Source organism: Clostridium kluyveri (assembly GCF_001902295.1).
In the GTDB taxonomy this organism is placed as follows: Bacteria; Bacillota; Clostridia; order Clostridiales; family Clostridiaceae; genus Clostridium_B; species Clostridium_B kluyveri_B.
The window spans coordinates 1,567,329-1,593,611 of sequence record NZ_CP018335.1 but is presented as its reverse complement, the minus strand read 5'-3'; the positions used below and the strand labels follow the sequence as shown (position 1 = coordinate 1,593,611).

The following is a 26,283-nucleotide window of genomic DNA, read 5'->3' as shown; positions in this document are numbered from 1 at the left end:
ATAATAATCTATAATTATAAGGATTCTATAAGGAATAATAAAAAAGATGAAGCTTTTTACACTTCACCTTTATATAACATAAGGAATAACTTAAATTTTAAAATAGTTCACTCCTGCCTCAAATAACTTTTGATCTTTTTCCCCTGGAATATTTTTAAATACATTTTCTCCTATTCTTTCTGAATGTCCCATTTTACCAAGTATTCTCCCATCTGGACTTGTTATACCCTCTACTGCAAAGTAGGAACCATTTGGATTAAATCTAACATCACAGCTGGCATTGCCATTTAGATCTACATATTGTGTTGCTATCTGACCTTTAATTTTGAGTTTGTCAATAACATCCTCTGCCGCCACAAATCTTCCCTCTCCATGGGAAACTGCTATGGAATGAATATCTCCTACCTCTGCATTATTAAACCATGGAGATAAATTGGAAATAACTTTTGTGTTTACTATGGTAGATACGTGTCTTCCTATTTTATTGTAAGTAAGGGTAGGACAAGACTCATCTATATCTCTTATTTTCCCGAAAGGTACAAGTCCTAATTTTATAAGGGCTTGAAAGCCATTGCATATTCCAAGCATAAGGCCATCTCTTTTATTTAAAAACTCCATTACGGCTTCTTTTATCTTAGAATTTCTAAAAAAGGTGGCAATAAATTTACCTGAACCCTCCGGTTCATCTCCTGCACTAAATCCTCCGGGAAGCATAATAATCTGGGAAGAATTTATTCCCTTTACAACTGCATCTACAGATTCCTCTATCTGCGTGCCTGCCAAATTTTTGATTATAACAGTTTCTACTTGAGCCCCTGCTTTTTTAAAGGCTTTTTCTGTATCATATTCACAATTAGTTCCAGGAAATACAGGTATAATCACCTTTGGAACTGCTATTTTTACGGCGGGAGAAATTTTATTATTTCTTTTAAAATATTCTACTTCTATTTTCTTATTTTCTTCTGGAACGTAAGTAGGAAAAATATTTTCAAGACTTTCCTCCCAAGAACCTACCATATCCAAAATAGATATTTTTTCTCCATTTACTTCTATAAATTGATCTTTTTGAGTAAATCCAATGAGTTTAAACCCTGTGTTTTTAAGCTTTTCATCAACATCTATTTTTGAATCTATTTCTAGTATAATAGAACCATACTCTGGAGAAAATAATTCTTTGAAACTTATATCATCTTTAAACTTCATCCCAATTCTATTTCCAAAACTCATTTTGCTCACAGCTTCACATATTCCCCCACTTTTTACGGTATGGGCAGACAACACTTGACCTTCTTTAATCATACTATTTATGATGCCATAATTTTCTTTGAGTTTTTTAATATCTGGAAGAGAAAATTCATCCCTTAATGCAGGTATAACCACTACATAATTTTCATAACCTTTAAACTCTGGGGATATAATTTTGTCAGCTCTTGCTGTACTAACTGCAAATGAAACTAAAGTAGGTGGAACATCCATATCCTTAAAGCTTCCTGACATACTGTCTTTTCCACCTATAGCTGCTATGCCAAATTGTTCTTGGGCATAAAGGGCTCCAAGCAGGGCAGAAAAAGGCTTCCCCCACCTTTCCGGCTCTTTGCCAAGTTTTTCAAAATACTCCTGAAAAGTAAGTTTTATATTATTTACATCCCCTCCTGAAGCTGCAATTTTAGCTGCAGATTCCACCACTGCATAAACTGCTCCATGAAAAGGGCTCCACTTAGCAATATCTGGATTATACCCATAGCTCATTATTGTGGCAGTATTGGTATCTCCATTTAATACAGGCAATTTTGCTGCCATAGCTTCTGTAGGGGTATCCTGATATTTTCCTCCAAAAGGCATAAGTACAGTAGAAGCACCTATGCTGCTGTCAAATCTCTCCACCAGTCCTTTTTGACTGCACACATTTAAATCTTTTAAAGTTTTAATCCACAGTTCTCTTATGTTATTATTTTCATACTTTTTATCTGAAATATTTTTCTGAAAATAGCTTTTATCCTCAGGAGATTTTACTTTAACCTCCACTGATGCCCTTACTCCATTGGTATCTAAAAATTCTCTGCTTAAATCTACAATGGCATCCCCTCTCCAGAACATCTTTAATCTGTTATCCCCTGTAACATCAGCTACTTTAGTTGCCTCTAAATTTTCCTGCCTTGCATATTCTATAAACCTGTCCTGATTTTCTCTCGATACAACCACTGCCATACGTTCTTGAGATTCTGAAATGGCAAGTTCAGTTCCATCTAAACCTTCATACTTTTTAGGTACCAAATCTAAATTTATTTCAAGCCCTTCTGTAAGTTCCCCTATGGCTACAGATACTCCTCCTGCACCAAAGTCATTACACCTTTTAATAAGCTTGCTTACCTCTGGCTTTCTAAATAACCTTTGAATTTTTCTTTCAGTGACTGGATTACCCTTTTGTACTTCTGCTCCAGATGTGAGTATTGAAGATTCTGTATGTTTTTTAGAAGAACCTGTGGCTCCGCCACAGCCATCTCTTCCTGTCCTTCCACCTAAAAGTATTATTACATCGGAAGTTACGGGTTTTTCTCTTTTTACATTTTCAAAGGGAACTGCAGCTATAACTGCACCTATTTCCATTCTCTTTGCCACATATCCTTCATCATATATTTCAGAAACCATTCCAGTTGCAAGGCCTATCTGATTTCCATAGGAACTATACCCTTCTGCCGCTCCTAGGGTTATTTTCTTCTGTGGGAGTTTTCCTTTCAGTGTATTCTCCACCTTGGTTCTTGGATCTCCACTCCCTGTAACTCTCATGGCCTGATATACATAGGATCTTCCAGACAGTGGATCACGTATTGCCCCTCCAAGACAGGTTGCAGCTCCTCCAAAAGGCTCAATCTCTGTGGGATGGTTATGGGTTTCATTTTTAAACATTACAAGCCATTTTTCATTTTTCCCATTTATATCTGCATCTACAACTATACTGCATGCATTTATTTCATCTGATTCATCTAAATCTTTTAGTTTTCCATCTTTTCTCAATTTTTTCACAGCAATGGTGCCTATGTCCATAAGACATTCAGGTTTTTTATTTTCAGTATATATTCTATTTCTTAATTTTAAATAGTCTTCATAAGTGTTTTTTATGGGAGTTGAGAACTTTCCATCTTCAATGGATACATCAGTTAATTCGGTCATAAAAGTAGTATGTCTGCAGTGATCGGACCAATATGTATCTATTACTTTTATTTCCGTTATAGTAGGATCTCTTCCCTCTTTTTCTTTAAAATACCTCTGACAGAAGATTAAATCTTCTATACTCATGGCAAGACCTTTAGTTTCTATAAATTCCTCAAGTTTTTCTTTATCTTTTTCTATAAATCCATCTAATATTTCCACAGACTCTGGTATAACTAATTCACTTTCCAAGCTGTCTAACTTTTCCAAAGAGGCTTCCCTTGAATCCACAGGATTTATACAATAATTTTTTATCTTTACAAATTCCTCCTCTGATATATCCCCATAGAGAATATATACCTTTGAAGATGCAATCTGTGTCTTTTCACTCTGAGTTAATATTTGAATACATTGAGATGCAGAATCCGCTCTCTGATCATACTGGCCGGGAAGATACTCTACAGCAAAAACCTTCGTATTTTCTTCCATATCTATTTCTTCTTCATATATGTTATCTACAGTTTTTTCCGAAAATATTATATATTTGGATTTTTCATATTCCCTATCATCTATATTTTCTATATCATAACGATTTACTACTTTTATATCTTCTAAATGATAAATACCAAGACTTTCTCTAATATCTTTGAGAAGTCCCTGAGCTTCTATGTCAAATCCTTTTTTCTTCTCTACGAACAGTCTTTTAACACTCATTGCACTTTCTCCTTGTTTTATTATTTTTTTTCGAACGTTTATTATATTTTTATCAAAATTATTCGCATATATTATATCATATATATATTTTTTTGTGAACAATATGCAGTATAGTCTTATCTTTTTTCTCTAATAAGAAGTATCCCTTGTATATTTTTACCATTTGAAGCTAAAGAACTATAAAAAAAGTTATTTTCAGAAACTATGCCTCCAGCTATGTGACCTGTAGTTGTGAGTATTTCTGTATATTCTCCTACCTCACAGCTTTTCAAGCAATTTCCTCTTAAAAACACATTAACTGTGTTTTTATTTTCGTTATGGTGTACTATTTTTACTTCAATAAAAGTTCCTTTTTTTATCATATAGCTCAACCCCATTATATTTATTTTAATAAATTGTATTCATAAATATTCTAGAATATTATTAGCTTTGTAAAAATAAATACACCCTAAACTTTAATTTAATTTCAAAAAAGTACTGCCTGTGCTAAAACAGACAGTTGAAATTTAAAAATGACTTATTCATAAAGAGGAAAAGCCTCACATAATTTTATTACTTCCTTTTTAATAGCTGACAAGTCCCCTTCTTTATTTTCCACCGCTTTGTTGATAAAATAAGCTACTTTTTTCATTTCCTCTTCTTTAAATCCTCTGGTAGTTACAGCTGGAGTTCCCACTCTAATACCACTTGTAACATTTGGTTTTAACTTATCAAAAGGAATGGCATTTTTATTTACAGTTATGTTTACCTTATCTAAAAGTTCTTCCAAATCCTTTCCCGTAATATTTTTATTGGTAAGATCTACTAATAAAAGGTGGTTATCAGTGCCTCCGCTTACAAGTCTGAATCCGTACTTCACCAACTCTTCTCCAAAGACCTCGGCATTTTTTATTACCTGATCTATATATTCCTTATATTCATCCTTTAGTGCCTCTCCAAAACAAACTGCCTTGGCAGCTATAATATGCATTAAAGGTCCTCCCTGTATTCCTGGAAATATGGTCTTGTCAAGGGCAGCGCCATATTTTTCCTTGCATATTATTGCCCCTCCCCTAGGTCCTCTCAATGTTTTATGGGTAGTAGTTGTAACAAAGTCTGCATAAGGTACTGGAGATTCGTGTCTTCCTGCAGCAATAATCCCTGCAATATGGGCCATATCTACCATCATGTAGGCTCCCACTTCATCACATATTTCCCTTATCTTTTTAAAATCTATTTTCCTTGGGTAGGCACTGGCACCGGAAACTATCATCTTAGGCTTGTGTTTAAGTGCCAATTCTCTCATTTCATCATAATCAATTATTTCCGTATCACTATTTAATCCATAGGAAACAAAATTATATAATTTACCTGAAAAACTTACTTTGCTTCCATGAGTTAAATGACCTCCATGATTTAGACTCATTCCAAGAACTGTATCTCCCGGCTTTAAAACAGACATATAAACAGCCATGTTTGCCTGTGAACCTGAATGAGGCTGTACATTTACATGCTCTGCATTAAAAAGTTTTTTCATCCTGTCTCTTGCCAAATCTTCTGCCTTATCTACTATGTAACATCCTCCGTAATATCTTTTGCCTGGATACCCTTCTGCATATTTATTTGTTAAAAAGGATCCCATGGCTTCCATTACACTTCTACTTGTAAAATTTTCAGAAGCAATGAGTTCTATACCATTTTTTTGTCTTTCCCATTCTTCCTCAATTATTCCATAGATATCTTTATCAGTATTTTTTAACTCATTAAAATCCATGTACTATTCACTCCTTTGAAAATATAAGTTTTATAATCCTTCAGTTTCATTACCATATTACTTTATAACTTCAATTTACACAAGTATACTTTGTGAATAATAAACACAAATTTTATGATATAATAATCTCATCATTTATTCCATGCAAGGAGAATATCATCTATGAACGTTGATAAAATAGTACATATGGCAGCTTATGCCGGAAAAATAATGCTGGAAAGCGGAGCTGAAATATATAGGGTTGAAGAAACCATAACCAGAATAGGAAACAGTTATAGTATATTCAGTATAGATGCTTTTGTAACTTTAAACGTAATTATAGTATCCGCCTCTGATGAATGCGGCCAAACCATATCAGTAATAAAAAGAGTACGCCATAGAACATTGGACTTAGAAAAAATATCCAGGGTGAATAACCTGTCAAGAAATATAAAAAAAAATAATTATTCTCTATATAGAGTGGAGATCAAACTAAATAAAATTGAATCCTCTAGTCCCTATAATCTCAAAATAACCTTATTATTTTCAGGACTAGCCACAACTTTTTTTTGTTTTGCCTTCGGAGGGAACATAAAAGACTCTATAGTAGCATTTTTTATAGGACTTTTAATAAATTTAACTTCTAGAAGTCTTAATTTTCTTAGGGCAAATGAGTTTTTTATAAACACATTATGCGGCTCTATAGCTGCTTTAATAGCACTTATAAGCATTAAATACAATATAGGTTCTAACAGAGATACCATAATAATAAGTTCCATTATGCTTCTGGTACCAGGGCTTTCCATAACAAATGCCATAAGAGATACCATTGCAGGGGATTTGATCTCTGGTATTTCCAGGGGAATAGAAGCCTTTCTAGTGGCTGTAGCCATTGCCATAGGCACAGGAGTTGTATTAAAACTATGGTTTGTTATAGGAGGAATAGCTCTATGATAATAAATTCTATATATATCCTAATTGCCACTTTATCATTCAGTATACTTGGAAATGTAAGGGGGAAAAATTTAATATTTTCATCCTTAGGTGGAGGATTTACCTGGTTTTTTTATCTACTTTCTTCACACTATGTGAATTCTTCCAGCCTACTGTGTTTTTTCACAGCTTCAGTATTTGCATCCATCTATTCAGAAATAATGGCTAGAGTGCTGAAAACTCCTGCAACAACTTTTATAATATATTCAATTATTCCATTAGTTCCAGGGTGGGGAATGTATAATACCATGCTCCAGTCTATACAGGGCCATATAAATGAATCACTGTCTACAGGCCTTAACACCCTGGAGATTGCAGGAACTATAGCTGTAGGTATATTTTTAGTATCCTCCATATTCAAGGCCGCTGCGCTTTTTAGAAGAAAACTTTTTAAAATGAATCAACTTTAATCCTTCTGCTTTTATACTGTTTACTTTAGAAACATAGTAAAAGTTTCTAAAAAAGCCTCTATATTATCATTTTTAGCTTTATTATTTTCATCTTCTACCAGGCAGGTTCTGGCATAATTTTTAAGTACCAGACCTCCTACCTTGTTTACTGCTGCCCTCACCGCTGCAATTTGTATTAAAATATCCCTGCAGCATATATCACTTTCAATCATCTTCTCAATGCCTTTTATCTGTCCTTCTATTCTTCTCAATCTAGTCTGAATCTGTTTTCTTTCTTCCAAAAATATCACTCCTAAACCTAATACATACAATGACCCTAATTCAAAACTTTAAGGTTTAGTATATATTATAACCTATAAGTGACATAAAAAAAATGATTACCCCTTATTCCAAACTCTTTTTAACCTCTGAAATAAATGCACCTACCTTGTCTAATATTTCTTTTTCATCCCTACATTTATATATAATATCAATTATAGCACTTCCTATTATTATTCCATCACAATAAGGCTTAAAGGCTTTTGCCATGTCAGGTCCTGAAATTCCAAATCCCAAAGCTTTAGGAAGTTTTGTATAACTGCCTACAAGCTCCATATACTCTTTAATATCCGTTTTGATTTGTTCCTCCACTCCAGTTACCCCATTTTTAGATACACAGTATACAAAGCCGGAGCCTCCGCCTGCTATTTCCTTAATTCTTCTTTTTGAAGTAGGTGCTACAAGAGGTATTAAATGAACTTCATATTTTCCCACTATATCCATTATATCTCCCCTTTCTTCTATAGGAAGATCCGGTATTATAATTCCATTTATGCCTGCGGCAGAGGCCTCAGATACAAACCTTTCCACACCATATTTGAATATAGAACTATAATACACCAAATACACAAGTGGAATTTCACTTTTTTCCCTTATTTTTTTTATAGTTTCCATAATATTTTTAATTTTAGCCCCTCCCTCTATTGCTCTTTGAGAAGAACCCTGTATGATAGGGCCATCTGCCAGTGGATCAGAATAGGGTATTCCAATCTCCACTATATCCGCTCCTTTTTTATCCATTTCAAGCACAATATTAACTGTAGTATCCAGACTAGGATCTCCTGCTGTCACAAAAGGTATAAGTGCTTTTTTACCTTGATCTTTTAACTCTTTAAATTTAAAATCAATTCTGTTCATAAACATCCTCCATATTTTGTAAAATTTTACCCAAATATATTAAGTTCTGAAATAGTATCTACGTCCTTGTCTCCCCGTCCTGAGATATTTACTACAACTATTTCTTCTTTTGAAAGTTCAGGTGCCAATTTCATTGTATAGGCCAGCGCATGGGAACTTTCAAGAGCCGGTATTATACCTTCACACCTGCTTAAATATCCAAAGGCATCCAGTGCTTCTTGGTCTGTAACATAAGTGTACTCCGCCCTTTTTGTATCTTTTAAATAGGCATGTTCCGGTCCTACTCCGGGATAATCAAGTCCTGCAGATACAGAATAAACAGGAAGTATCTGTCCTTCATCATCTTGAATGAGATAAGTCATCATGCCATGGAGCACTCCAACAGAGCCTTTAGCCATAGAGGCTGCATGTTTATCTGTGTCTACCCCAAGTCCTGCCGCTTCAACTCCTATAAGTTTTACACTTTTATCTTCTACAAAAGGATAAAAAATACCCATAGAATTACTTCCACCTCCCACACATGCTATTATATAATCGGGAAGTCGTCCTTCCTTTTTTAAAATCTGCTCTCTTGTTTCATCCCCTATTATCCTTTGAAAATCCCTTACCATAGTTGGATAAGGATGAGGCCCCACCACAGAACCCATTACATAAAAGGTATCTTCAATATTTTCCACCCATTTTCTAAGAGCTTCATTTACCGCATCCTTTAAAGTTTTAGTACCTGACTCTACAGAAACTACTTTTGCCCCTAATATCTTCATTCTAAGCACATTTAAAGATTGCCGCCTGCAGTCCTCTTCTCCCATATATATGACACATTCCATTTGAAACATGGCAGCCCCTGTAGCTACCGCCACTCCATGCTGTCCTGCACCGGTTTCTGCTATTACCTTTTTCTTTCCCATTCTCTTTGCCAGAAGTATCTGTCCTAGTACATTGTTTATCTTATGTGCACCGGTATGATTTAAATCTTCCCTTTTTAAATATATCTTTGCACCACCTAAATTTTTAGTAAGGTTTTCCGCATAATAAAGTGGTGTAGGTCTTCCTGAATACTCTTGTAAATAGTACATGTATTCATCAATAAATTTACTATCCTCTTTTGCTTCGTTAAAACTTTCTTCAAGTTCCATAAGTGCAGTCATAACTGTTTCCGGTACATATTGTCCTCCAAACCTGCCAAATCTTCCTGAATTTTCATATGATTTATTCACTTAATATTCCTCACTTTCTCAATAAACATTTTTATTTTACTGGAATCCTTATATCCCTGGCTTTCCACGCCGCTGGACACATCCACTATATTTGGACTAACTATATAAGCTGCAGTTTCAACATTTTCTTCATTGATACCTCCTGCCAGTATTAAGTCCTTCTTAATTTTAATATCTCTTGCAATATCCCAGTCAAAACATTTCCCACTTCCAGCTGTCTTGTTATCTAAAACTATTCCATCTGCATATTTATAATTTAAATTTAGAATATCTTCCCTACACCTCACTTTTAAAGCTTTCCAAATAGTAAATTCATTAAAATGCCTCATATACTCTTCATCTTCTGAGCCATGAAATTGAATTACATCCAGTGCTAAAATTTTTGATGTGTTGTATACATATTCTAAAGCTTCATCTACAAAAACTCCCACACTTTTAATACTACTATCTAAATTTGCTATAAGCATTTTAGCCTGCTCCAAATTTACCTGTCTCTTACTCTTTGAAAATACAAATCCTACATAATCCGGTTTATATTTATTCACACATTTAATATCCTCTTCTCTTTTAAGGCCGCATATCTTCACTTTAATCAATGTGCACTCATCTCCAATTATCTATTGAAAGTCATCCATTTTTTACACTGTCTATGAATTTTTTGATACTCTCTATATCATAAACTTTTTTCATAAGTCCCTCCCCAATTAATACCCCATTTATAGGAAGACTTTTTATATATTTGAAATCCACACTTGTTTTTATTCCACTTTCTGAAACTACAGCGGTATGCTCCGGTATATACTTAATTAAATTTTCTGTATTTTTTAAATCCACAGTAAAATTTTCAAGATTCCTGTTATTTATTCCAATTATCTCCGGTTCTATTTTAAGGGCAATATCTAGTTCACTTTTATTATGGACCTCTACAATACATTGAAGTCCTATGGAAGAAGCTATCTTATAAAACTTGCCTAAATTTTCTTTTAAAATTCTCACTATCAGAAGTACCGCATCTGCCCCTAAAAGCTTTGATTCATAAACTTGATATTCATCTACAATAAAATCTTTTCTCAGCAAAGGTTTTGAAATAAACTCTTTAGCCTTCTTTAAATACTCATCCTTTCCCTTGAAATAATGCTGCTCAGTAAGCACAGATACAGCATCTATATCCAGTGTTTCATATGTGCTGCATATACCTTCAAATTGAAATTTACGGTCTATTATACCTTTAGAGGGAGATGCCCTTTTTATCTCCCCTATAATGGATATATTGTCATTTATCAGGGCACCTTTAAAATTTCTAATTTTAAATTCATCTATTCTGCTAAGTTCATCTACAATATCTCTTAGAGGTTTACTTTCCTTTCTAATCTCCAGTTCCTTCTTCTTTACGCCTACTATATCATCTAATATCATCCCACAACACCTGCCTCAATTGTTGTAATTTAAAATTTCCTCATACTTGGCATAAGCCTTTCCAGAGTCTATAAGTTCATTGGCTCTTAGAACCCCTTCTTTTAAATCCTCCGCCTTTTTGCCTATATAAATTGCAGCTGCACTATTTAACACCACTATATCCCTTTCAGGGCCAGTTTTGCCCTTTAATATATCCATTATTATAGCCGCATTTTCCCTGGCAGTACCCCCTGCAATATTTTTGTAAAAAGTAGTTTTTATACCAAAATCTCCAGGAGACAAAGTGTATTTTCTTATTTCTCCATCTTTAACTTCGCATACATAAGTTACCGTAGTAGTTGTAATTTCATCTAATCCGTCTCCGCCATGAACTACCATGGCCCTTTCACATCCTAAATTTAAAAGTGTTTTAGCTGCTGGCTCTAAAAGTTCTCTGTCATATACTCCCATAACCTGTCCTTTCACAAATGCAGGATTGGTAAGAGGTCCTAATATATTAAATATAGTTCTAACCCCTAAGTCTCTTCTGATACCTGCCACATTTTTCATAGCGCTGTGATAGCTAGGTGCAAATAAAAATCCCATTCCCACATTATCAATACAGTGTTCAACTTTGGATTTTTCTAAATTTATATTAATTCCAAGCTCTTTTAACACATCTGCACTTCCACTTTTACTGGACACTGCCCTATTTCCATGCTTAGCTACTTTTACTCCTGCAGAAGCTGCTATAATAGCCGCTGCAGTAGATATATTAAAAGTCCTTCCCCCATCTCCTCCAGTACCACAGGTATCAATGGCATATTGAGATTTTAATTTTACAGGTACTGCCATATTTCTCATAGCTTTTGCACAGCCGGTTATCTCTGGAATGGATTCTCCCTTCATTTTTAGTGCTATTAAAAAACCAGCTATTAGGGTAGAAGGCTCCTGTCCATTCATTATATTTTCCATAACTTGTTCAGATTGACTTTCAGATAAATCCTTACCTGATAAAACCTCTTTTATAGCCTCATTTAACATGACATACCTCCTGCAGGAAATTTTTTATTATACCGCGTCCGCATTCTGTCAATATGGACTCAGGATGGAATTGAAGTCCATACACCGGGTAAACACTGTGCTTTATACCCATTAAAACACCATCATCACTTTCTGCAATTTTAATAATATGGGTAGGAATTATGGATTCTTCATCCACTATTAAAGAATGATATCTCATGGCTCTAATAGGACTTTTAATTCCTTTAAATAATTCATTTTCTACATGCTCCACCATAGATGTTTTGCCGTGTCGTATTTCCTTTGCCCTGACTACATCTCCGCCGTAGGCCACGGCTATGGCTTGATGACCAAGGCATATTCCTAAAATAGGTATATCTTTTCCGTACTTTTTTATTACCTCAATACATATACCTGAATCTTCTGGTACTCCAGGTCCCGGAGATATAACTATACCCTGCAAGTTTTTAAATTTCTCTATATCCTCCACTGAAACCTCATCATTTCTAACTACCACTATATCCTCATACAATTCTCCTATATATTGATAAAGATTATAGGTAAAAGAATCATAATTATCTATCATCAATATCAACTACACCACCTCCATTAATGCCTTTGCCTTATTTAAAGATTCCTCATACTCTGATTCAGGATCAGAATCATATACTATGCCTCCGCCAGCCTGCATATATGCATAACCTTCTTTAATAACTACTGTCCTTATGGCAATACAAGTATCCATGTTTTTGTTATAAGAAAAATATCCCACCGCTCCTGCGTAGAGAAGTCTTTTTCTATCTTCAATTTCATCTATTATTTCCATGGCCCTTATTTTAGGGGCCCCTGATACCGTACCTGCAGGAAGACAGGAAATAAAAGCACCAAAACTTGATATTCCACTTCTTAGCTTTCCTGAAACCTCAGATACCAAATGCATAATATGGGAATACTTCTGTACTTCCATAAATTTTGTGACTTCAACGGTTCCAAATTCACTTACTTTTCCTATATCATTTCTTCCAAGGTCCACCAGCATAACATGCTCTGCCCTTTCTTTTTCATCATTTATAAGCTCATTTTTTAATTTTTCATCCTCTTCTCTGCTTGTTCCTCTTTTTCTCGTGCCTGCAATGGGGTTAGTGCTGACCCTGTCTCCATACACACTCACAAGCCTCTCTGGAGATGAGCCTACTACCTGAAAATCCTTAAAATCCATGTAAAAAAGATAGGAGGATGGATTTTCATATCTCAGCTTTCTATAAATATCAAAGGCCTTAAGCTCAGTGCTGCATTTTAACCTTTGAGAAATAACCACCTGAAATATATCTCCGCTTTTTATATATTCTTTGGCCTTTTCTACATTTCTACAGAATTCATCTTTAGTATAATTAGAAGTAACTTCCGCTTTTTTTGAACTATTAGAAATATTATGAACCTTTATTTTTCCAGTAATCTGCCTGTATAATATTTGAAAATAACTATTGATTTCTTCATAACTTATATCATCTTCTGGAAACACATTGTATATTAAAATCAGTCTATGCTTTAAGTGATCGTAGCATATTAAATTTTTATAGAACATAAAGTAACTTTCAGGAATCTTTAAGTCATCTTCATTATCATCTTTTATATTTTCATACTGTTTTATTACGTCATATCCCGCATATCCAATAGCCCCTCCAATAAAAGGTATATCTACTGAATTTGTGTTGTAATTTATATCCATGTACTTCTCTATAAAGTCCATTATTTTACCTTGAAATTTAAATTTAGAATTTTTATGCTCTACAAATATGTCATTTTTAAAGCTTTTTATTTCCATATAGGGATTACATGTTATAAAAGAATATCTTCCCTTTTGTTCATTGAATTCCACACTTTCCATTATTATTTTATTTTCACCTTTTAGATTATAAAATATATTTATAGGCGTTATTTCATCTCCATTTAATTTACATATTACAGGAAAGACATCTTTATTATTTTTTAATAGATTAAATTCACTTTCATTTAAATTTAACATACTTTTTCACCTCCAAAGTTACTAAAAAAATACACTTCAATCCCCTAAAAGGGACGAAGTGTATTTTCCGCGGTACCACCCATATTAATCTTATATTAGATGGTACAATCAAAAATAAAAGGCATTTCTCCCTTTTAGGAAGAAATGCCCAATTTCTTAGCCACCCAAATAAAACTCTCTCTTTCAGGTACGGAGAATATTCTCGATACCCTGTCTTTTTAACGGTAGACTACCGGATATTGCTACTATTAATTCACATCACACCTTACAGATCCATTCGGCATTAACATTAGCGTCTGAATCCCACCATCTCAGACTCTCTTAGCCTAAATTATAATACTTACTACTCCTGCTCATAGGATTTAACTTTTAAAATTGTTATTTAATATTATAAAACTAAATTTTATAGTTGTCAATATATTTTACAATATAAATTTTTTAATAACTTCTCCTACAGCACCACTATTATTATCTGTTTCTGTAATGTAATCTGCAGATTTTTTTAAAATTTCCCGTGAATTAAATACAGCTACCCCAAGACCGGCAGTTTTAATCATACTCTTATCATTCTCATCATTCCCCACAGCTATGCACTGCTCCATAGGTATATTATAATAATGTGCCAAAAATTCCAGAGCACTGCCTTTTGAAACACCCCTGCTGACTATTTCAATATTATACAAATCTGACTTTGTAGTTGTTATGCCGGGAACTTTAGCTATTTTATCTCTCAATCTCTCCAGATATTCTACATCCTCGTCTATAACTACTATTTTAGTTATGTTACATCTGCAGTGTTTTATGAATGTTTTTGAATTCTTTACAATTGTAATTTTCATCTTGAATTTTTCACTGAGACTATTATTAATATCATAAAATTTTTTAGTGGTATACCTAAATTGCTCGCTATAAAGTCCGAAATCGTCATAAAAATGATAATAGGTATCTTTCTCTTCTCTTAATATATCTATAACCTTTAGTAAGCTGTATTTATTCAAGGGAACTGATTTAATAACATTTTTATTTTCTCCCATTATTACCCCTCCATTACAGCATATTACAGGTTCATCTGGAAATACCATTTCAGAATAAAACTTTAATGCCATAGGAGGTCTTCCCGAACAAATGACAAATTTTACTCCCAACTTTATAGCTTTATATATCATATCTTTATTATACTCTGGTATCAGCCTCTCATCGTCCAAAAGGGTTCCATCCATATCTACTGCAATAATTTTATAATTCATTATGTAAAACCTCCTACTTTTATTACTAATATATTATTAAATTTAAGGTATAACCCTTAAAATAAAAACATAGATTTTACTATAATACTCTATGTCAGGTGTGATATAAATTGAAAAAATTTTTATTAATTTTAATACCGGTTATATTTCTTGCAGGACTTAGTTATAAATTAAACAATGATATATTTAATCCCCGAAAACCAAACAATTTTTATTACACAAACTTACTTGCTAAAAATTTAACCTTATCTTCTCCATTAAAATGTACTATGGAAGAAAATAATTTTCACGATGAAATAAATTTAGATAAAGATAATATTGTAGATATAAAAAATATGCTGTCTTCCCTTAAAAAGAAGAATTTTATTACAAAACCTAAAGATCTTCCGGAAAAATCTCCCTATAGAATTACATTCACCTTTAACAAAGAAAAATTATTAATAGACATATATAATGAAAAGTATGTGTGTATCTATCCCTGGGATGGAGAATATCCTATGGACTATGTAGATATAAGTGACATTCCAGCCTCTTTAAATTTATATTATTTAGGTAAGTATCTTTTTAAACAGTATTAATATAATTCTGTTTTATAAATCTCATATAATTGTATCACAGATATGATTATATACATATATTATTATTGTATAAATTTATGAAAGGTGAATTATTAATGTTCATTTGTCCTTATTGTGCCCGGAATTTTTACAGGGCTCCTAAATTTAGAGCTGTATCCCATATAAGATTTTTAAATGCCAGTCCAAATTCTCCTGCAATAGATGTATATTTAAACGATAGACTTATGTTTAGAAATTTACTGTATAAATACTTTTCAGATTATGTAACTATACCTTCTGGAACATATCATATAAAAGTATTTCCTTCTGGAAATACTGTAAATCCGCTTATAGATAAGAGTTTATTCATACCTCCGGAAAAAATATTTACTCTGGCTGCCATAGATGAGTATCCAAATATAGACCTTCTATCTATAGAAGATGTCCGCCGCCCTAAAATTCCAGGTAAAGCATTTATACGATTTGGTCATCTTTCCCCTGAAGCACCTACCCTAAATGTAGTTCTTCCTGATGGGAATACACTTTTTTCAAATGTATCTTACAAAGAGATAACTCCATATATACCTGTAGATCCTGGAACCTATACCATAGAAGCTAGGTCTTCTAGTTCCGATGAAAGAATTCTATATGTACCTAATATACGATTACGTGGAGATAGATTTTATACCATATATGCTGTAGGAAACTTATCTAAACCACCTGAACTTCAAGTATTAATTCCTCTGGACGGCAACAGTTATATTGGTTCTTAGTTGATTTACATTTTTACAAGGGTGAATTTTACAATAAACATTGTAAATAAATTTCTATTATAGTAAAATCATAACTAGATCATTTGTGACAATTTTCTATAATAAAAATACTTAGGGTGTAAAAATGAATAAAACAAAAAAATTAGTTTTTTTAAGCTTTCTAGTAGGCATGGCTCTAGTCATATATATAATAGAAGCACAGATTCCAGTTTTATTTCCTGGAATCAAACTAGGATTGTCTAATACAGTATCACTGGCCACTTTAATACTTTTAGGCTGGAAGGAAGCATTACTGGTAATGCTTTTAAGAACTCTTTTAGGTTCAATGTTCAACGGTACAATGACCGCATTTATGTTCAGCATAGCTGGTGGAATTTTAAGCAATTTAGTTATGATTATATTATATAAATATTTTAAAAATTCCATGAGTCTTTGGACTATAAGCATATGCGGCGCCATATTTCATAATATAGGTCAGTTATTAATAGCATCTATTATAATTCAGGACTTTAAAATATATATATACCTGCCTGTACTTTTAATATCTGCCATAATAACAGGATATTTTATAGGCTGGTGTACAAAATTCCTAATGGACAATTTAAGTAGAATTCCCATATTTAAAAGTTTCTTGGATTCCTGATCGCTCAAGTAATTCAGAGGTTCAGGTGGAATTAAACATGCCGCAGTTTTTTCTGCAGCATGTTTTTATCATCTAATTATGAATTTGCCGCAGCTTCTTCTTTACTTTGCTCTTGCAAATCCATGGCACTTGTAATTTTTTTAATGGCTCCTGTAGGACATTTAGCAAGACAAGTAGCTTCACTGCATTTTTCAATACAGATATGGTGATCCACTACTGCTAAATTATTTTCCAGCTTAATAGCATCATAGGAGCAGTTTTTCATGCATAGTCCACATCCAAGGCATCCTACCTTACAGGATTTACGTACCTGTGCACCCTTATCTTTAGAATTACAATTAACTTGAACTTTTGAACCTAAAGGTCTCAGTTGAATTACGCTCTTTGGACAAGCAGCTTCACAAGAACCACAGCCTGTACATTTAAATGTATCAACTATTGGTAACCCTTTAGACCCCATAGTTAATGCATCAAAAGGACAATGTTTTACACAAGTTCCAAAACCTAAACATCCATACTCACAGGCTTTAGGTCCTCCCTGAAGTAAATTTGCCGCAGTACAATCCTTTATTCCCTTGTAGTCATATTTTTTTACTGTATTTGATAAATCTCCCGAACATCTTACATGAGCAACTTTTGCTTCAACATCTCCAGCAGACTTACCGGTAAGTTCTGCCACTGCCTTTGCAACTTCTTCTTTCCCAGGTACACAAAGATTAGGAGAAACACTTTCGTCCAGCACAACCGCCTCTGCATATGCCTTACATCCTGCATACCCGCATCCTCCACATTGTCCCTTTGGGAGTACATCTTCTACCAATTCTATAAGTGGATTTACCTCTACTGCAAATTTTTTATCTACATAGGCCAAAATAAGTCCAAACAAAAGTCCTATAATGGTCATTACTATTAAAACCATAATTGCTGTCTGCATTTCACCAGCCCCTTTCTAAAGCGAAATCATGCCTGAAAAACCCATGAAGGACAAAGCCAGCATTCCTGCCAAAATAAAAGCTACTCCAAGACCTTCTAGGGGTTTAGGTACATCCGCTAATCTTAATTTTTCTCTAAGACTTGCCATTAAAACTATAGCTAGGGCAAATCCAAGACCAGAACCTATGCTATTAACTACACTTTCTATAAATCCATAATTAGATTCAGCATTTATAAGTGGTACACCAAGTACAACACAGTTTGTAGCTATTAAAAGAAGGTATATTCCCCACATATTATAAAGTGCAGGTGCCTGTTTTTTTATAATAATTTCTAAAAGTTGTACAAAGCTTGCAATTAAAAGTACAAAAACTACAGTTTTTAGAAATACTAGATTAAAAGGTACAAGTACAAAAGTATAAACTACCCAGGCAAGCATAGAACTTAAAGTAATAACTGAAGTAACAGCCATACCCATACCTAATGAGGCATCTAAATTTTTAGAAACTCCAAAGAATATACAAAGTCCCAAAAACCTCGTTAAAACAAAGTTATTTACAATTACTGCACTTATAAACAAAGTTAAATAAGCCATACTATACCTCACCTCCACTTAATTGTTCTAACTTTTTCATTTTGACTTTCTCCACATGCTGATTATAAACTTTTACCAAGGACACTAAATATCCAATTAATATAAAAGCTCCTGGTGGAAGTATCATAATCAATGCAGGATTATAAGAAGCCCACATTACATGTATTCCAAATATAGTTCCTGCACCAAATAACTCACGTATTATACTTATTAAAACCAAAGCTAAAGTAAATCCACAACCCATTCCCAATCCATCAAAGAAGGATGGTATTACAGGATTCTTTGAAGCAAATGTCTCTGCACGGGCAAGTATTATAGCAAATACAACTACAAGTGCCAAATATATTCCTAATTGACTGTATAATTCAGGTGCATAAGCTTCTAATACAAGTTCCACTACAGTAACTATGGTTGCTATACAGGTTATATATACTGGTACACGGACCTTAGGATTTACAAATTTTTTAATTATAGAAACTACTGTATTGTTGCAAGTTATAACGAACAATACACAAAGTCCCATAGTCAAACCATTTACAGCAGAACTAGTTGTTGCCAGTGCCGGACATAAGCTAAGTGCAAGAACAAGTATAGGATTTTCTGAAACTAATCCTTTTTTAAATATATTCCATAATCCTTTCATAATTATTTACCCCCCGTAAACGTAGTAACCTTTTCAACTGCCTCTTTCACTCCCTTAGTTACAGCTCTTGAAGTAATTGTAGCACCTGTCATAGCTTGAATATTTTTATGATTTGACTTATCTTTTACAACTAAAAGATCCTCAGCTGTTTTACCTTTAAATTGTGATGTAAAAGAGTCTTTTGACGCATTAGCTCCAAGTCCCGGTGTTTCATTATGAGACAATATACTAAAACCTATTACTTTTCCGTCTGGAGTAACGGCTACCAACATAGTTATAGCCCCACCATATCCTTTACTTTCCGCAGGTAATACATAAGCAACTGTATTGCTTCCCTGCTTTGCTTCATACCAATCTGTCTTGCCACTTACAGATTTAAAATCATCTGCATTTTTAACTAAGCTTTGCATAGTTTTATTTTTTAATTCAATTTGTTTCTGTGCTGCTACCGGAGCAGTTATATAATAAACTAAAGCAATTATAACTCCAGCTATAAAGCATGTAATTGTTAAATTTTTAGTAATCTTAAATACACTGTTATTATTCTCCATGAGCCTACCTCCTTGTCCCAAATTTAACTGGGATTGTTAAATTTTTAGTAATCTTAAACGTGTTTTTTATATAATTATCCATAAGAAGTTATTTCCTAGCACCAAATTTAACTGGCTGTATAAAACGATCTATTAAAGGAGTAACTGCATTCATTAATAATATTGAATAGCAAACACCTTCAGGATATCCACCTTTTAATCTGATAAGGGAGGTAAGAGCTCCTGCACCTATAGCAAAAATAATCTGTCCTTTAACTGTCATAGGTATAGTAACCATATCCGTAGCCATAAAAAAAGCGCCAAAGACCAATCCACCTGCCATCATATGGAAAATAGGATCTCCTGTGAAAAATCCTGAAGTTCCGCCAAAAGCCCAGGTAAGTATGCCTACAGTTGCAATCATTACTACAGGAACCTGCCAATTGATATAACGTTTATATATAAGATAAAGTCCGCCTAAAACAAGCAATATTGTAGAGGTTTCCCCTATACTGCCATTACGAGTACCTATAAATAATGCCTTATAAAGTGCTCCTGTTCCTCCAAATGTATCAACTAACTTTGAATATCCATCAAGTTTTAAAATTCCAAGAGGAGTAGCACTAGTTACAGTATCCACACTTGTGGTAAGCTTTGTCCATGTAGTCATGGCTACAGGCCATGAAAGCATTAAAGCTGCTCTTCCTATATGAGCCGGATTAAATATGTTATATCCAAGTCCCCCCATGGAATGTTTAGCTATTGCTATAGCTATAAATGCTCCTATAGCAACCATATAAGCAGGAATTCCAGGTGGAAGACACATAGCAAGTAAAAGTCCTGTTAAAAAAGCACTTCCGTCTTTAATAGTTACAGGTTTCTTTCTTATTTTTTGAACTGCATATTCTGTAATCACAGCAGCTAGAATACCTACTACCATAGTTTTTAGTGCTGGAATGCCAAAGTTATATATAGCAAAAATTGCTGCTGGAGCCAATGCTAAATTAACATTCCACATTATTTTAGAAATAGATTCATCACAACGAATATGTGGTGATGTTGAAACCGTAAAAATATCTTTTTTTGTTTGTGCTTCTGCCATTTTACAATCACCCCTTACATTATTTTGCAACTTTCTCTTTATTTTTTTCTGCTTCAGCTTTATCTCTGGCTGCCTGAGCTGCATTTTCAGCTTTTAAATATTTAACATATTGTACAATATTTCTCTTAGCAGGACACACATATACACAACTGCCACATTCCACACAATCTAAAAGGTTATAATCTTCTTTAGCTTCTCTATATAAATTGTTTTGGCCAAGAATACTCAACATACTTGGATTCAAGCTCATAGGACAGGCATTTAAACATCTGCCGCATCTAATACATGCAGTTTCTGTTCCTGTGTTTGCATCACTTTCAGACAATGAAAGTATACCAGATACACCCTTTAGTATAGGTACTTCTAAATTAGATTGTGCAAATCCCATCATGGGTCCACCCATAACAACCTTAACTGGAGTTTCTTTAAATCCACCACAAAGATCAATGGCATACTTAAAAGTAGTTCCTATCCTAAGCAGTAAATTCTTAGGTTCTTTTAAAGCTCCTCCACTTAAAGTTGTAACCCTTTGTATAAGTGGAATACCTTTTTCCACCGCATCACTGACTGCAATACATGTACCTACATTTTGAACAACTGCACCTACATCCATAGGAAGTCTTCCTGATGGAACTTCTCTTCCTGTTAACACCTTTATAAGCATCTTTTCAGCTCCTTGAGGATATTTGGTAGGAAGTGCAACAACTTGTACACCTGTTCCTTGAAAAGCTTTCTCCATAACCTCAATAGCGTCTTTTTTATTATCTTCAATACCTACAAATCCCTGTTCTGCTTTTAAGATTTTCATAATAATTTTAACACCTGATACTATCCTATCTGTATATTCCAGCATAGATCTGTAATCAGATGTTAAATAAGGCTCACATTCAGCTCCATTTAAGATAAAAAATTCCACTTTTTTATCTGCTGGCGGTGAAAGTTTCACATGTGATGGGAATGTAGCTCCTCCCATTCCTACAATACCAGCTTCTCTTATTATGCTCATTATATCCTTATCGCTTAAATCCTGCCAATTCCTAGAAATTGGTATTCCCTCTATCCATTCATCCTTTCCATCATTTTCAATGACTATAGTGAGGCATTTTCCAAACCCAGGGTGTGGATATTCAGCCACATCTACAACTTTTCCAGAAATAGAAGAATGTACATTAGCTGATACAAAAGCATCACTTTTAGCAATAAGCTGTCCCTTCTTAACCTCATCACCTTTTTTCACTATAGGAGATGTAGGAGCACCTATATGCTGTCTAACGGGAATGAATACCTTATCAGGTATAGGTGCTACTTCTATAGGCTTATTGGCGGTGTACTTCTTGTTATCATTAGGATGTATTCCGCCCAGAAAACTTTTTAACACTTTTAACACCTCTTTCAATAATAATTTTAAAATTTAATTGTGAAAATATTAGTTTTTACAAACTAACATATAAAATAATTTCCATATTAGAGTATAGGTAAATAATATCTATACTCTAATATAAAATTATAATCCTTAAATAAAATTCAACATAACAAGTTAAATTAGAATAAACATTCCTCTAATTTAATAAAAAACCATATTTAATTTAAAAGGAGCCGTAAAATTGACTTCAATTATAATACCTTTTTAATTACAGGTTTAGAGGCATCATTTTTAGCTGTTGCCTTGTCAAATACTTTTATATATACAAGTGATATAGCAAAAAACACTATTCCACCTGCTACCTTAAATACCATTTCATAATACCCCACAGCATTAAATATCCATGTTCCAACCAAAACCCCTAAAAAAATTGATATAATAGGCATTATATATACTACAAAGGCTGCTCTTATCATATTTTGTTCCCTCATTTCAAGAATGACATGTTCCCCAGCTTTTGCTCCAATAGGATTTTTAGCATCTAACACCGTAGCATTATCGCCTGGACAAGCACCGCAATTCTTGCAGTCTCCATGTCTGCTCGCCTTAACCCTAGCAAAATCTTCTGTTGTTTCAATTACGATGCCCTCTGATTCCTTTTTCATTGATTACATCTCCTTGTTTATTTGTTGGCCTTTTCTAAATATATGACATTGCTCCTTTATTTCTATAATTATACCATAAATTTTCATACTGTATCATAATTTTTTTATAACTGTACTAATTAGTTTTGACTGTTGGTATTTTAAAACATTCTAAACTTTTCACTATATATTATACATCATTTTTTTAAATTTCATATAGAAATATGAGGGATTTCATTTTTTAATTTTAAAATTTTTTAGCTTTTTTTTGAATAGTTTTTAATATGTATTTAAAATTATAATTGATTTACTAATTCCTCAATATTTTTCAATAACAGTTTAAATTACCCTTTACTTGAATAATATAAATATACTATTATAATAGTATATACTAATATATTTATATATTATATACTATATATATTAGTAGGAAACATTACAGCATTATATGGTAAAATATTACATATAACAGTTTTTCATAATTCAAATTTATTATTTCTATGGGGAGGTTAAAATTATGTTAAAAATGATTACTAAAAAGCCAACAGACTCTAATATAAGTTCATTTAGATCCTATGCAAATTCACTTGAATCTGATATAAGTTCACTTAAGATAAAGGATATTATCGATATTGATCTACTCCAAAAGTTTCAAGATAACTTTGCTGAAAGTATGGATATTGCCAGTGTAACTGTAGATATGGATGGAAATCCTGTAACTAAGCCAAGCTCTTATACTGATTTTTGTTTGAGACTCACCCAATCTACGGATGTTGGCACTAGACGCTGTGCTGAATCCCATAAAAGAGGGGGACTGGAGGCAACAAGAACGGGAAAACCTTACGTTTACACCTGTCATGCTGGATTGATAGATTTTGCGGCACCTATATTAGTTGCAGGTCAGCAGATTGGAACAATTTTAGGTGGTCAAATTTTAACTTCTACTCCAGAAGACGCAATATACAAAAAGAATGCAAAAGAAATAGGTATTGATGAAAATAAATATTTAGAAGCCGTAGGCAGAGTAAAAATTACTACTAGAAAAAATATAACAGCAGCGGCAGAAGTACTGTATATTATTATAAATGCACTTTCCAAAATAGGATATGAAGAACTTCAGTTGAAAAAAACCTCTCAGGTTCTTTCAGACAATTTAAATCAGATTTCTGCCATAATGGAAGAATTGTCAGCATCCTCAGTTAATGTTTCAAATAATCAACATTCTTTAAATAAAGAAATCATTAATATAAAAAATATATCTACGGAAATTAATTCCATATTAGATTCCATAAAAAGTATAGCTGATGAAACCAAAATGCTTGGATTAAATGCTGCTATAGAAGCAGCTAGAGCAGCAGATATGGGTAGAGGTTTCGGAGTAGTTGCTACAGAAATCAGAAAATTATCTGAAAATTCCAAAAACACCGCCATGAAAATATCCGATCTTACTAAAAAAATTGAAGAATCTGTAGACAAAACTGTAGAAACATCAAATTCTACCCTAGAAACTACAGAACAGCAGACATCTGCCATTGAAGAGACCAATGCAAATTTGCAGGAAGTTATATCAATTTCAGATAAATTAAATAATTTAGCAATTTCCAATATGGATAGATTTAAAAGGTAATAGAGAATTGACTCACTCTATAGCACAAATAACTTCCTAAATATCAATTGTTTCAATGTAAAATAATAGATTATATTATTAAAAATATGATTTCAACAGGAGGTGAGTAGGCATGAAAATTTCTGAAAAGGCATTTTTTAAAAATGTCTGTAAATACTGTATAGACAAATATACTATTTCAAATAATGGACCTTTAATGGCTTCACTTATAAATCAATTATGTAATCGTATAGATATGGATGTACCCGCAGTTCAAGGTATATTATGTCTCCGTATAAATGACAATTACAGTAGAAGTTTTGCCCATTGTTTCAATGTATATAATGGAAATATTATAGATGCTTCAATATATCAATATGCACTTATATATAGATCTATAGAAAGCCTTTTTCCTACCTATGTGGTACAAAATACTCCAGATTATATAGACTATAGGATTGATAATAAAATGAGTATAAGGCATAATGTTAAATTTAATGAAGAATTACTAGAAAATATACTCAAGAATATAGAAGACAAAGACTTACCTGAGATAAAAAGATTTAACTTAAATGAAGATTCAAAAAAAGAAAATTTATTTTATCTTTAATTTAAGCTTTATCTAAGAATCGCTTGATATTTAGGTATTTGAAAATCAATTGAAACTTCAGGGGGATTTACATTACCCCTGAAGCCAAAAATTCTATGCATAAATCCTCTTATTTTTACATCTCTGGAAGCTATTAAAGCAGTGCTGTATATTTTTTTATCATTTTCATATACACAAAGCATTCCTATTTTATCACCTTTTTTTACGTTATATGCTATTTTCTGAGGTTTTATAATTTTTGTAGTATATTTAAATCCATTTTTTATAGGTAATACAATATCATCTTCACATTGTAATTTTAGATTATTTCTATTGATCTTCAATTCTGCTGCAATATCTCCTTTGGAAAATAATTTTACAAACTTATAATTTTTATTTACATACTCATATATTTTATCTGTTTCCTCCCATCTTCCAGGAGAATTTAAAACCACTATTATAATATCATTTTTTTCAATAGCTACAGAAGTAACTAAACACTTTCCTGCCTTTCCAGTATATCCAGTTTTGACTCCATTTGCTTCTGGAATCTGCCACAGTATTTTGTTTATATTGTGATAGCTTCTGCTAAATTTATTTTTTTCTCCATCCACATCCTTAGAACTTACAATTTCATTAAATAAAGGTTCTTTTTTAGCTGCCGAAGTAACCAGAGCAAGATCATAAGCCGTAGAATAGTGACCTTCACTGTCCAGCCCATGAGGGGTTTGAAATTGAGTATTTATTACACCTAATTCACCTGCATATTCATTCATAAGCTTTGCGAACTCTTCTACACTTCCACTAATGCCTTCTGCAATGGCTATGGCAGCATCATTTCCCGATCTCAACATAAGTCCAAATAAAAGTTCTTTTAATAATATACTCTCACCCTTTTTATAGCCTACTGTAGAACCTCTTACGGAAGCAGCTTTAGGGGATATATCTATTTTTTTATTTAAATCTCCATACTTCATAGCTACAAGGGCTGTCATTATTTTAGTTGTACTTGCCATTGGAACCAATTCATAAGCATTTTTTTCATATACTACTACTTTAGAATTACTATCCACAGCTACGGCACATCTAGCACTTACATTAGGCGCTTTAATAATCCCCTGTTCTCCCTCTGCAAATACATTATAACAACATATATTATTAAATATAATAAAAAATATTATTATATTTACTTTTTTTAATCCCATACTTTTCATAAATTACT

At 33.0% G+C, this 26,283-nt stretch carries 27 protein-coding genes and 1 other annotated feature; of the genes, 7 read left to right on the top strand and 20 right to left on the bottom strand.

Annotated elements, in window-relative coordinates; translation table 11 throughout:
* Nucleotides 1–90 precede the first annotated feature (90 nt).
* The 3 genes from BS101_RS07850 to glyA all read right to left on the bottom strand — a co-directional run bounded on the left by BS101_RS07850 (nt 91) and on the right by glyA (nt 5,617).
* Nucleotides 91–3,864, bottom strand: a complete 3,774-nt coding sequence (locus tag BS101_RS07850) for a phosphoribosylformylglycinamidine synthase (RefSeq protein ID WP_073538330.1) — start codon at nt 3,862–3,864, stop codon at nt 91–93.
* Between the two features lie 116 nt (nt 3,865–3,980).
* Nucleotides 3,981–4,226 carry a hypothetical protein gene (locus BS101_RS07845; protein ID WP_073538329.1) on the bottom strand — a complete coding sequence of 82 codons (246 nt, stop codon included), beginning with the start codon at nt 4,224–4,226 and terminating at the stop codon, nt 3,981–3,983.
* A 155-nt stretch (nt 4,227–4,381) separates the two neighbouring features.
* On the bottom strand, nt 4,382–5,617 hold the full coding sequence (gene glyA / locus BS101_RS07840; protein ID WP_073538328.1) for a serine hydroxymethyltransferase: 1,236 nt from the start codon (nt 5,615–5,617) through the stop codon (nt 4,382–4,384).
* A 162-nt stretch (nt 5,618–5,779) separates the two neighbouring features.
* Here glyA and BS101_RS07835 point away from each other — a divergent pair, with 162 nt between their 5' ends.
* A complete protein-coding gene (locus BS101_RS07835) occupies nt 5,780–6,550 on the top strand; it encodes a threonine/serine exporter family protein (RefSeq protein WP_073538327.1) in 771 nt (256 codons plus the stop codon).
* The gene (locus tag BS101_RS07830) at nt 6,547–6,999 is read left to right on the top strand and encodes a threonine/serine exporter family protein (RefSeq protein WP_073538326.1); all 453 of its coding nucleotides are present in this window, start codon (nt 6,547–6,549) and stop codon (nt 6,997–6,999) included. Before BS101_RS07835 ends, BS101_RS07830 begins: the two co-directional genes overlap by 4 nt.
* Before the next feature lie 20 nt (nt 7,000–7,019).
* Here the strand turns inward: BS101_RS07830 and BS101_RS07825 are convergent, their stop codons facing one another.
* The 9 genes from BS101_RS07825 to BS101_RS07785 all read right to left on the bottom strand — a co-directional run bounded on the left by BS101_RS07825 (nt 7,020) and on the right by BS101_RS07785 (nt 15,083).
* Nucleotides 7,020–7,280: a metal-sensitive transcriptional regulator gene (locus BS101_RS07825; protein WP_073538325.1), complete on the bottom strand. Its 261-nt coding sequence runs from the start codon at nt 7,278–7,280 to the stop codon at nt 7,020–7,022.
* 103 nt (nt 7,281–7,383) lie between these two features.
* Nucleotides 7,384–8,175 (bottom strand): tryptophan synthase subunit alpha, encoded by a 792-nt coding sequence (trpA, locus tag BS101_RS07820; RefSeq protein WP_073538324.1) that lies wholly within the window; start codon nt 8,173–8,175, stop codon nt 7,384–7,386.
* Nucleotides 8,176–8,201: 26 nt separating this feature from the next.
* The gene (trpB, locus tag BS101_RS07815) at nt 8,202–9,392 is read right to left on the bottom strand and encodes a tryptophan synthase subunit beta (RefSeq protein WP_073538323.1); all 1,191 of its coding nucleotides are present in this window, start codon (nt 9,390–9,392) and stop codon (nt 8,202–8,204) included.
* Nucleotides 9,389–9,988: a phosphoribosylanthranilate isomerase gene (locus tag BS101_RS07810; RefSeq protein WP_073538322.1), complete on the bottom strand. Its 600-nt coding sequence runs from the start codon at nt 9,986–9,988 to the stop codon at nt 9,389–9,391. Before BS101_RS07810 ends, trpB begins: the two co-directional genes overlap by 4 nt.
* A 31-nt stretch (nt 9,989–10,019) precedes the next feature.
* Entirely contained in the window at nt 10,020–10,808 is a 789-nt protein-coding gene (gene trpC, locus BS101_RS07805; RefSeq protein ID WP_073538321.1) for an indole-3-glycerol phosphate synthase TrpC, read from the bottom strand.
* 15 nt (nt 10,809–10,823) lie between these two features.
* Nucleotides 10,824–11,831 (bottom strand): anthranilate phosphoribosyltransferase, encoded by a 1,008-nt coding sequence (gene trpD / locus BS101_RS07800; protein ID WP_073538320.1) that lies wholly within the window; start codon nt 11,829–11,831, stop codon nt 10,824–10,826.
* Nucleotides 11,821–12,405, bottom strand: a complete 585-nt coding sequence (locus BS101_RS07795; protein WP_073538319.1) for an anthranilate synthase component II — start codon at nt 12,403–12,405, stop codon at nt 11,821–11,823. The genes trpD and BS101_RS07795 overlap by 11 nt, the downstream gene beginning before the upstream one ends.
* Entirely contained in the window at nt 12,406–13,836 is a 1,431-nt protein-coding gene (gene trpE, locus BS101_RS07790) for an anthranilate synthase component I (RefSeq protein ID WP_073538318.1), read from the bottom strand.
* Between the two features lie 46 nt (nt 13,837–13,882).
* Nucleotides 13,883–14,202 (bottom strand) — a binding site (T-box leader).
* 56 nt (nt 14,203–14,258) lie between these two features.
* Entirely contained in the window at nt 14,259–15,083 is an 825-nt protein-coding gene (locus BS101_RS07785; protein WP_073538317.1) for a Cof-type HAD-IIB family hydrolase, read from the bottom strand.
* A 110-nt stretch (nt 15,084–15,193) separates the two neighbouring features.
* Here BS101_RS07785 and BS101_RS07780 point away from each other — a divergent pair, with 110 nt between their 5' ends.
* From BS101_RS07780 to BS101_RS07770, 3 genes are all read left to right on the top strand, one after another.
* Nucleotides 15,194–15,661 carry a DUF4883 family protein gene (locus tag BS101_RS07780; protein WP_073538316.1) on the top strand — a complete coding sequence of 156 codons (468 nt, stop codon included), beginning with the start codon at nt 15,194–15,196 and terminating at the stop codon, nt 15,659–15,661.
* Nucleotides 15,662–15,738: 77 nt separating this feature from the next.
* On the top strand, nt 15,739–16,413 hold the full coding sequence (locus BS101_RS07775) for a DUF4397 domain-containing protein (RefSeq protein ID WP_242951429.1): 675 nt from the start codon (nt 15,739–15,741) through the stop codon (nt 16,411–16,413).
* A 124-nt stretch (nt 16,414–16,537) separates the two neighbouring features.
* Nucleotides 16,538–17,056, top strand: a complete 519-nt coding sequence (locus tag BS101_RS07770) for a Gx transporter family protein (protein WP_073538314.1) — start codon at nt 16,538–16,540, stop codon at nt 17,054–17,056.
* Nucleotides 17,057–17,132: 76 nt separating this feature from the next.
* Here the strand turns inward: BS101_RS07770 and rnfB are convergent, their stop codons facing one another.
* The 7 genes from rnfB to BS101_RS07735 form a co-directional block, all read right to left on the bottom strand.
* The gene (rnfB, locus tag BS101_RS07765) at nt 17,133–17,990 is read right to left on the bottom strand and encodes an RnfABCDGE type electron transport complex subunit B (RefSeq protein ID WP_073538313.1); all 858 of its coding nucleotides are present in this window, start codon (nt 17,988–17,990) and stop codon (nt 17,133–17,135) included.
* 15 nt (nt 17,991–18,005) lie between these two features.
* Nucleotides 18,006–18,584, bottom strand: coding sequence for an electron transport complex protein RnfA (locus BS101_RS07760; RefSeq protein ID WP_073538312.1), 579 nt, complete (start codon nt 18,582–18,584; stop codon nt 18,006–18,008).
* A gap of 1 nt (nt 18,585) precedes the next feature.
* A complete protein-coding gene (gene rsxE / locus BS101_RS07755) occupies nt 18,586–19,227 on the bottom strand; it encodes an electron transport complex subunit RsxE (protein WP_073538311.1) in 642 nt (213 codons plus the stop codon).
* A gap of 2 nt (nt 19,228–19,229) precedes the next feature.
* Nucleotides 19,230–19,778, bottom strand: coding sequence for an RnfABCDGE type electron transport complex subunit G (locus BS101_RS07750; RefSeq protein WP_073538310.1), 549 nt, complete (start codon nt 19,776–19,778; stop codon nt 19,230–19,232).
* Between the two features lie 88 nt (nt 19,779–19,866).
* Nucleotides 19,867–20,859, bottom strand: a complete 993-nt coding sequence (locus BS101_RS07745) for an RnfABCDGE type electron transport complex subunit D (RefSeq protein WP_012101651.1) — start codon at nt 20,857–20,859, stop codon at nt 19,867–19,869.
* A 19-nt stretch (nt 20,860–20,878) separates the two neighbouring features.
* Nucleotides 20,879–22,237 (bottom strand): electron transport complex subunit RsxC, encoded by a 1,359-nt coding sequence (rsxC, locus tag BS101_RS07740; protein WP_073538309.1) that lies wholly within the window; start codon nt 22,235–22,237, stop codon nt 20,879–20,881.
* Between the two features lie 236 nt (nt 22,238–22,473).
* Nucleotides 22,474–22,887, bottom strand: a complete 414-nt coding sequence (locus BS101_RS07735) for a SoxR reducing system RseC family protein (protein ID WP_073538308.1) — start codon at nt 22,885–22,887, stop codon at nt 22,474–22,476.
* 505 nt (nt 22,888–23,392) lie between these two features.
* On the opposite strand from BS101_RS07735, the gene BS101_RS07730 reads away from it, so the two are divergent.
* Entirely contained in the window at nt 23,393–24,493 is a 1,101-nt protein-coding gene (locus tag BS101_RS07730; protein WP_073541182.1) for a PocR ligand-binding domain-containing protein, read from the top strand.
* A gap of 112 nt (nt 24,494–24,605) precedes the next feature.
* Nucleotides 24,606–25,082 (top strand): hypothetical protein, encoded by a 477-nt coding sequence (locus BS101_RS07725; protein WP_073538307.1) that lies wholly within the window; start codon nt 24,606–24,608, stop codon nt 25,080–25,082.
* Between the two features lie 8 nt (nt 25,083–25,090).
* Here the strand turns inward: BS101_RS07725 and BS101_RS07720 are convergent, their stop codons facing one another.
* Nucleotides 25,091–26,275, bottom strand: a complete 1,185-nt coding sequence (locus BS101_RS07720; protein WP_073538306.1) for a D-alanyl-D-alanine carboxypeptidase family protein — start codon at nt 26,273–26,275, stop codon at nt 25,091–25,093.
* Between the last annotated feature and the right edge of the window lie 8 nt (nt 26,276–26,283).

Excerpts from the sequence above, each read along its gene's own strand:
- BS101_RS07735 (WP_073538308.1), bottom strand. The coding sequence starts at position 22,887 with ATGAAAAAGGAATCAGAGGGCATCGTAATTGAAACAACAGAAGATTTT.
- trpD (WP_073538320.1), bottom strand. The coding sequence starts at position 11,831 with ATGTTAAATGAGGCTATAAAAGAGGTTTTATCAGGTAAGGATTTATCT.
- BS101_RS07845 (WP_073538329.1), bottom strand. The coding sequence starts at position 4,226 with ATGATAAAAAAAGGAACTTTTATTGAAGTAAAAATAGTACACCATAAC.
- BS101_RS07830 (WP_073538326.1), top strand. The coding sequence starts at position 6,547 with ATGATAATAAATTCTATATATATCCTAATTGCCACTTTATCATTCAGT.
- BS101_RS07725 (WP_073538307.1), top strand. The coding sequence starts at position 24,606 with ATGAAAATTTCTGAAAAGGCATTTTTTAAAAATGTCTGTAAATACTGT.
- BS101_RS07720 (WP_073538306.1), bottom strand. The coding sequence starts at position 26,275 with ATGAAAAGTATGGGATTAAAAAAAGTAAATATAATAATATTTTTTATT.
- trpC (WP_073538321.1), bottom strand. The coding sequence starts at position 10,808 with ATGATATTAGATGATATAGTAGGCGTAAAGAAGAAGGAACTGGAGATT.
- BS101_RS07775 (WP_242951429.1), top strand. The coding sequence starts at position 15,739 with ATGAAAGGTGAATTATTAATGTTCATTTGTCCTTATTGTGCCCGGAAT.
- BS101_RS07730 (WP_073541182.1), top strand. The coding sequence starts at position 23,393 with ATGATTACTAAAAAGCCAACAGACTCTAATATAAGTTCATTTAGATCC.
- BS101_RS07760 (WP_073538312.1), bottom strand. The coding sequence starts at position 18,584 with ATGGCTTATTTAACTTTGTTTATAAGTGCAGTAATTGTAAATAACTTT.
- rsxE (WP_073538311.1), bottom strand. The coding sequence starts at position 19,227 with ATGAAAGGATTATGGAATATATTTAAAAAAGGATTAGTTTCAGAAAAT.
- BS101_RS07770 (WP_073538314.1), top strand. The coding sequence starts at position 16,538 with ATGAATAAAACAAAAAAATTAGTTTTTTTAAGCTTTCTAGTAGGCATG.
- BS101_RS07750 (WP_073538310.1), bottom strand. The coding sequence starts at position 19,778 with ATGGAGAATAATAACAGTGTATTTAAGATTACTAAAAATTTAACAATT.
- trpE (WP_073538318.1), bottom strand. The coding sequence starts at position 13,836 with ATGTTAAATTTAAATGAAAGTGAATTTAATCTATTAAAAAATAATAAA.
- glyA (WP_073538328.1), bottom strand. The coding sequence starts at position 5,617 with ATGGATTTTAATGAGTTAAAAAATACTGATAAAGATATCTATGGAATA.
- BS101_RS07835 (WP_073538327.1), top strand. The coding sequence starts at position 5,780 with ATGAACGTTGATAAAATAGTACATATGGCAGCTTATGCCGGAAAAATA.
- BS101_RS07745 (WP_012101651.1), bottom strand. The coding sequence starts at position 20,859 with ATGGCAGAAGCACAAACAAAAAAAGATATTTTTACGGTTTCAACATCA.
- BS101_RS07785 (WP_073538317.1), bottom strand. The coding sequence starts at position 15,083 with ATGAATTATAAAATTATTGCAGTAGATATGGATGGAACCCTTTTGGAC.
- BS101_RS07850 (WP_073538330.1), bottom strand. The coding sequence starts at position 3,864 with ATGAGTGTTAAAAGACTGTTCGTAGAGAAGAAAAAAGGATTTGACATA.
- rnfB (WP_073538313.1), bottom strand. The coding sequence starts at position 17,990 with ATGCAGACAGCAATTATGGTTTTAATAGTAATGACCATTATAGGACTT.
- trpA (WP_073538324.1), bottom strand. The coding sequence starts at position 8,175 with ATGAACAGAATTGATTTTAAATTTAAAGAGTTAAAAGATCAAGGTAAA.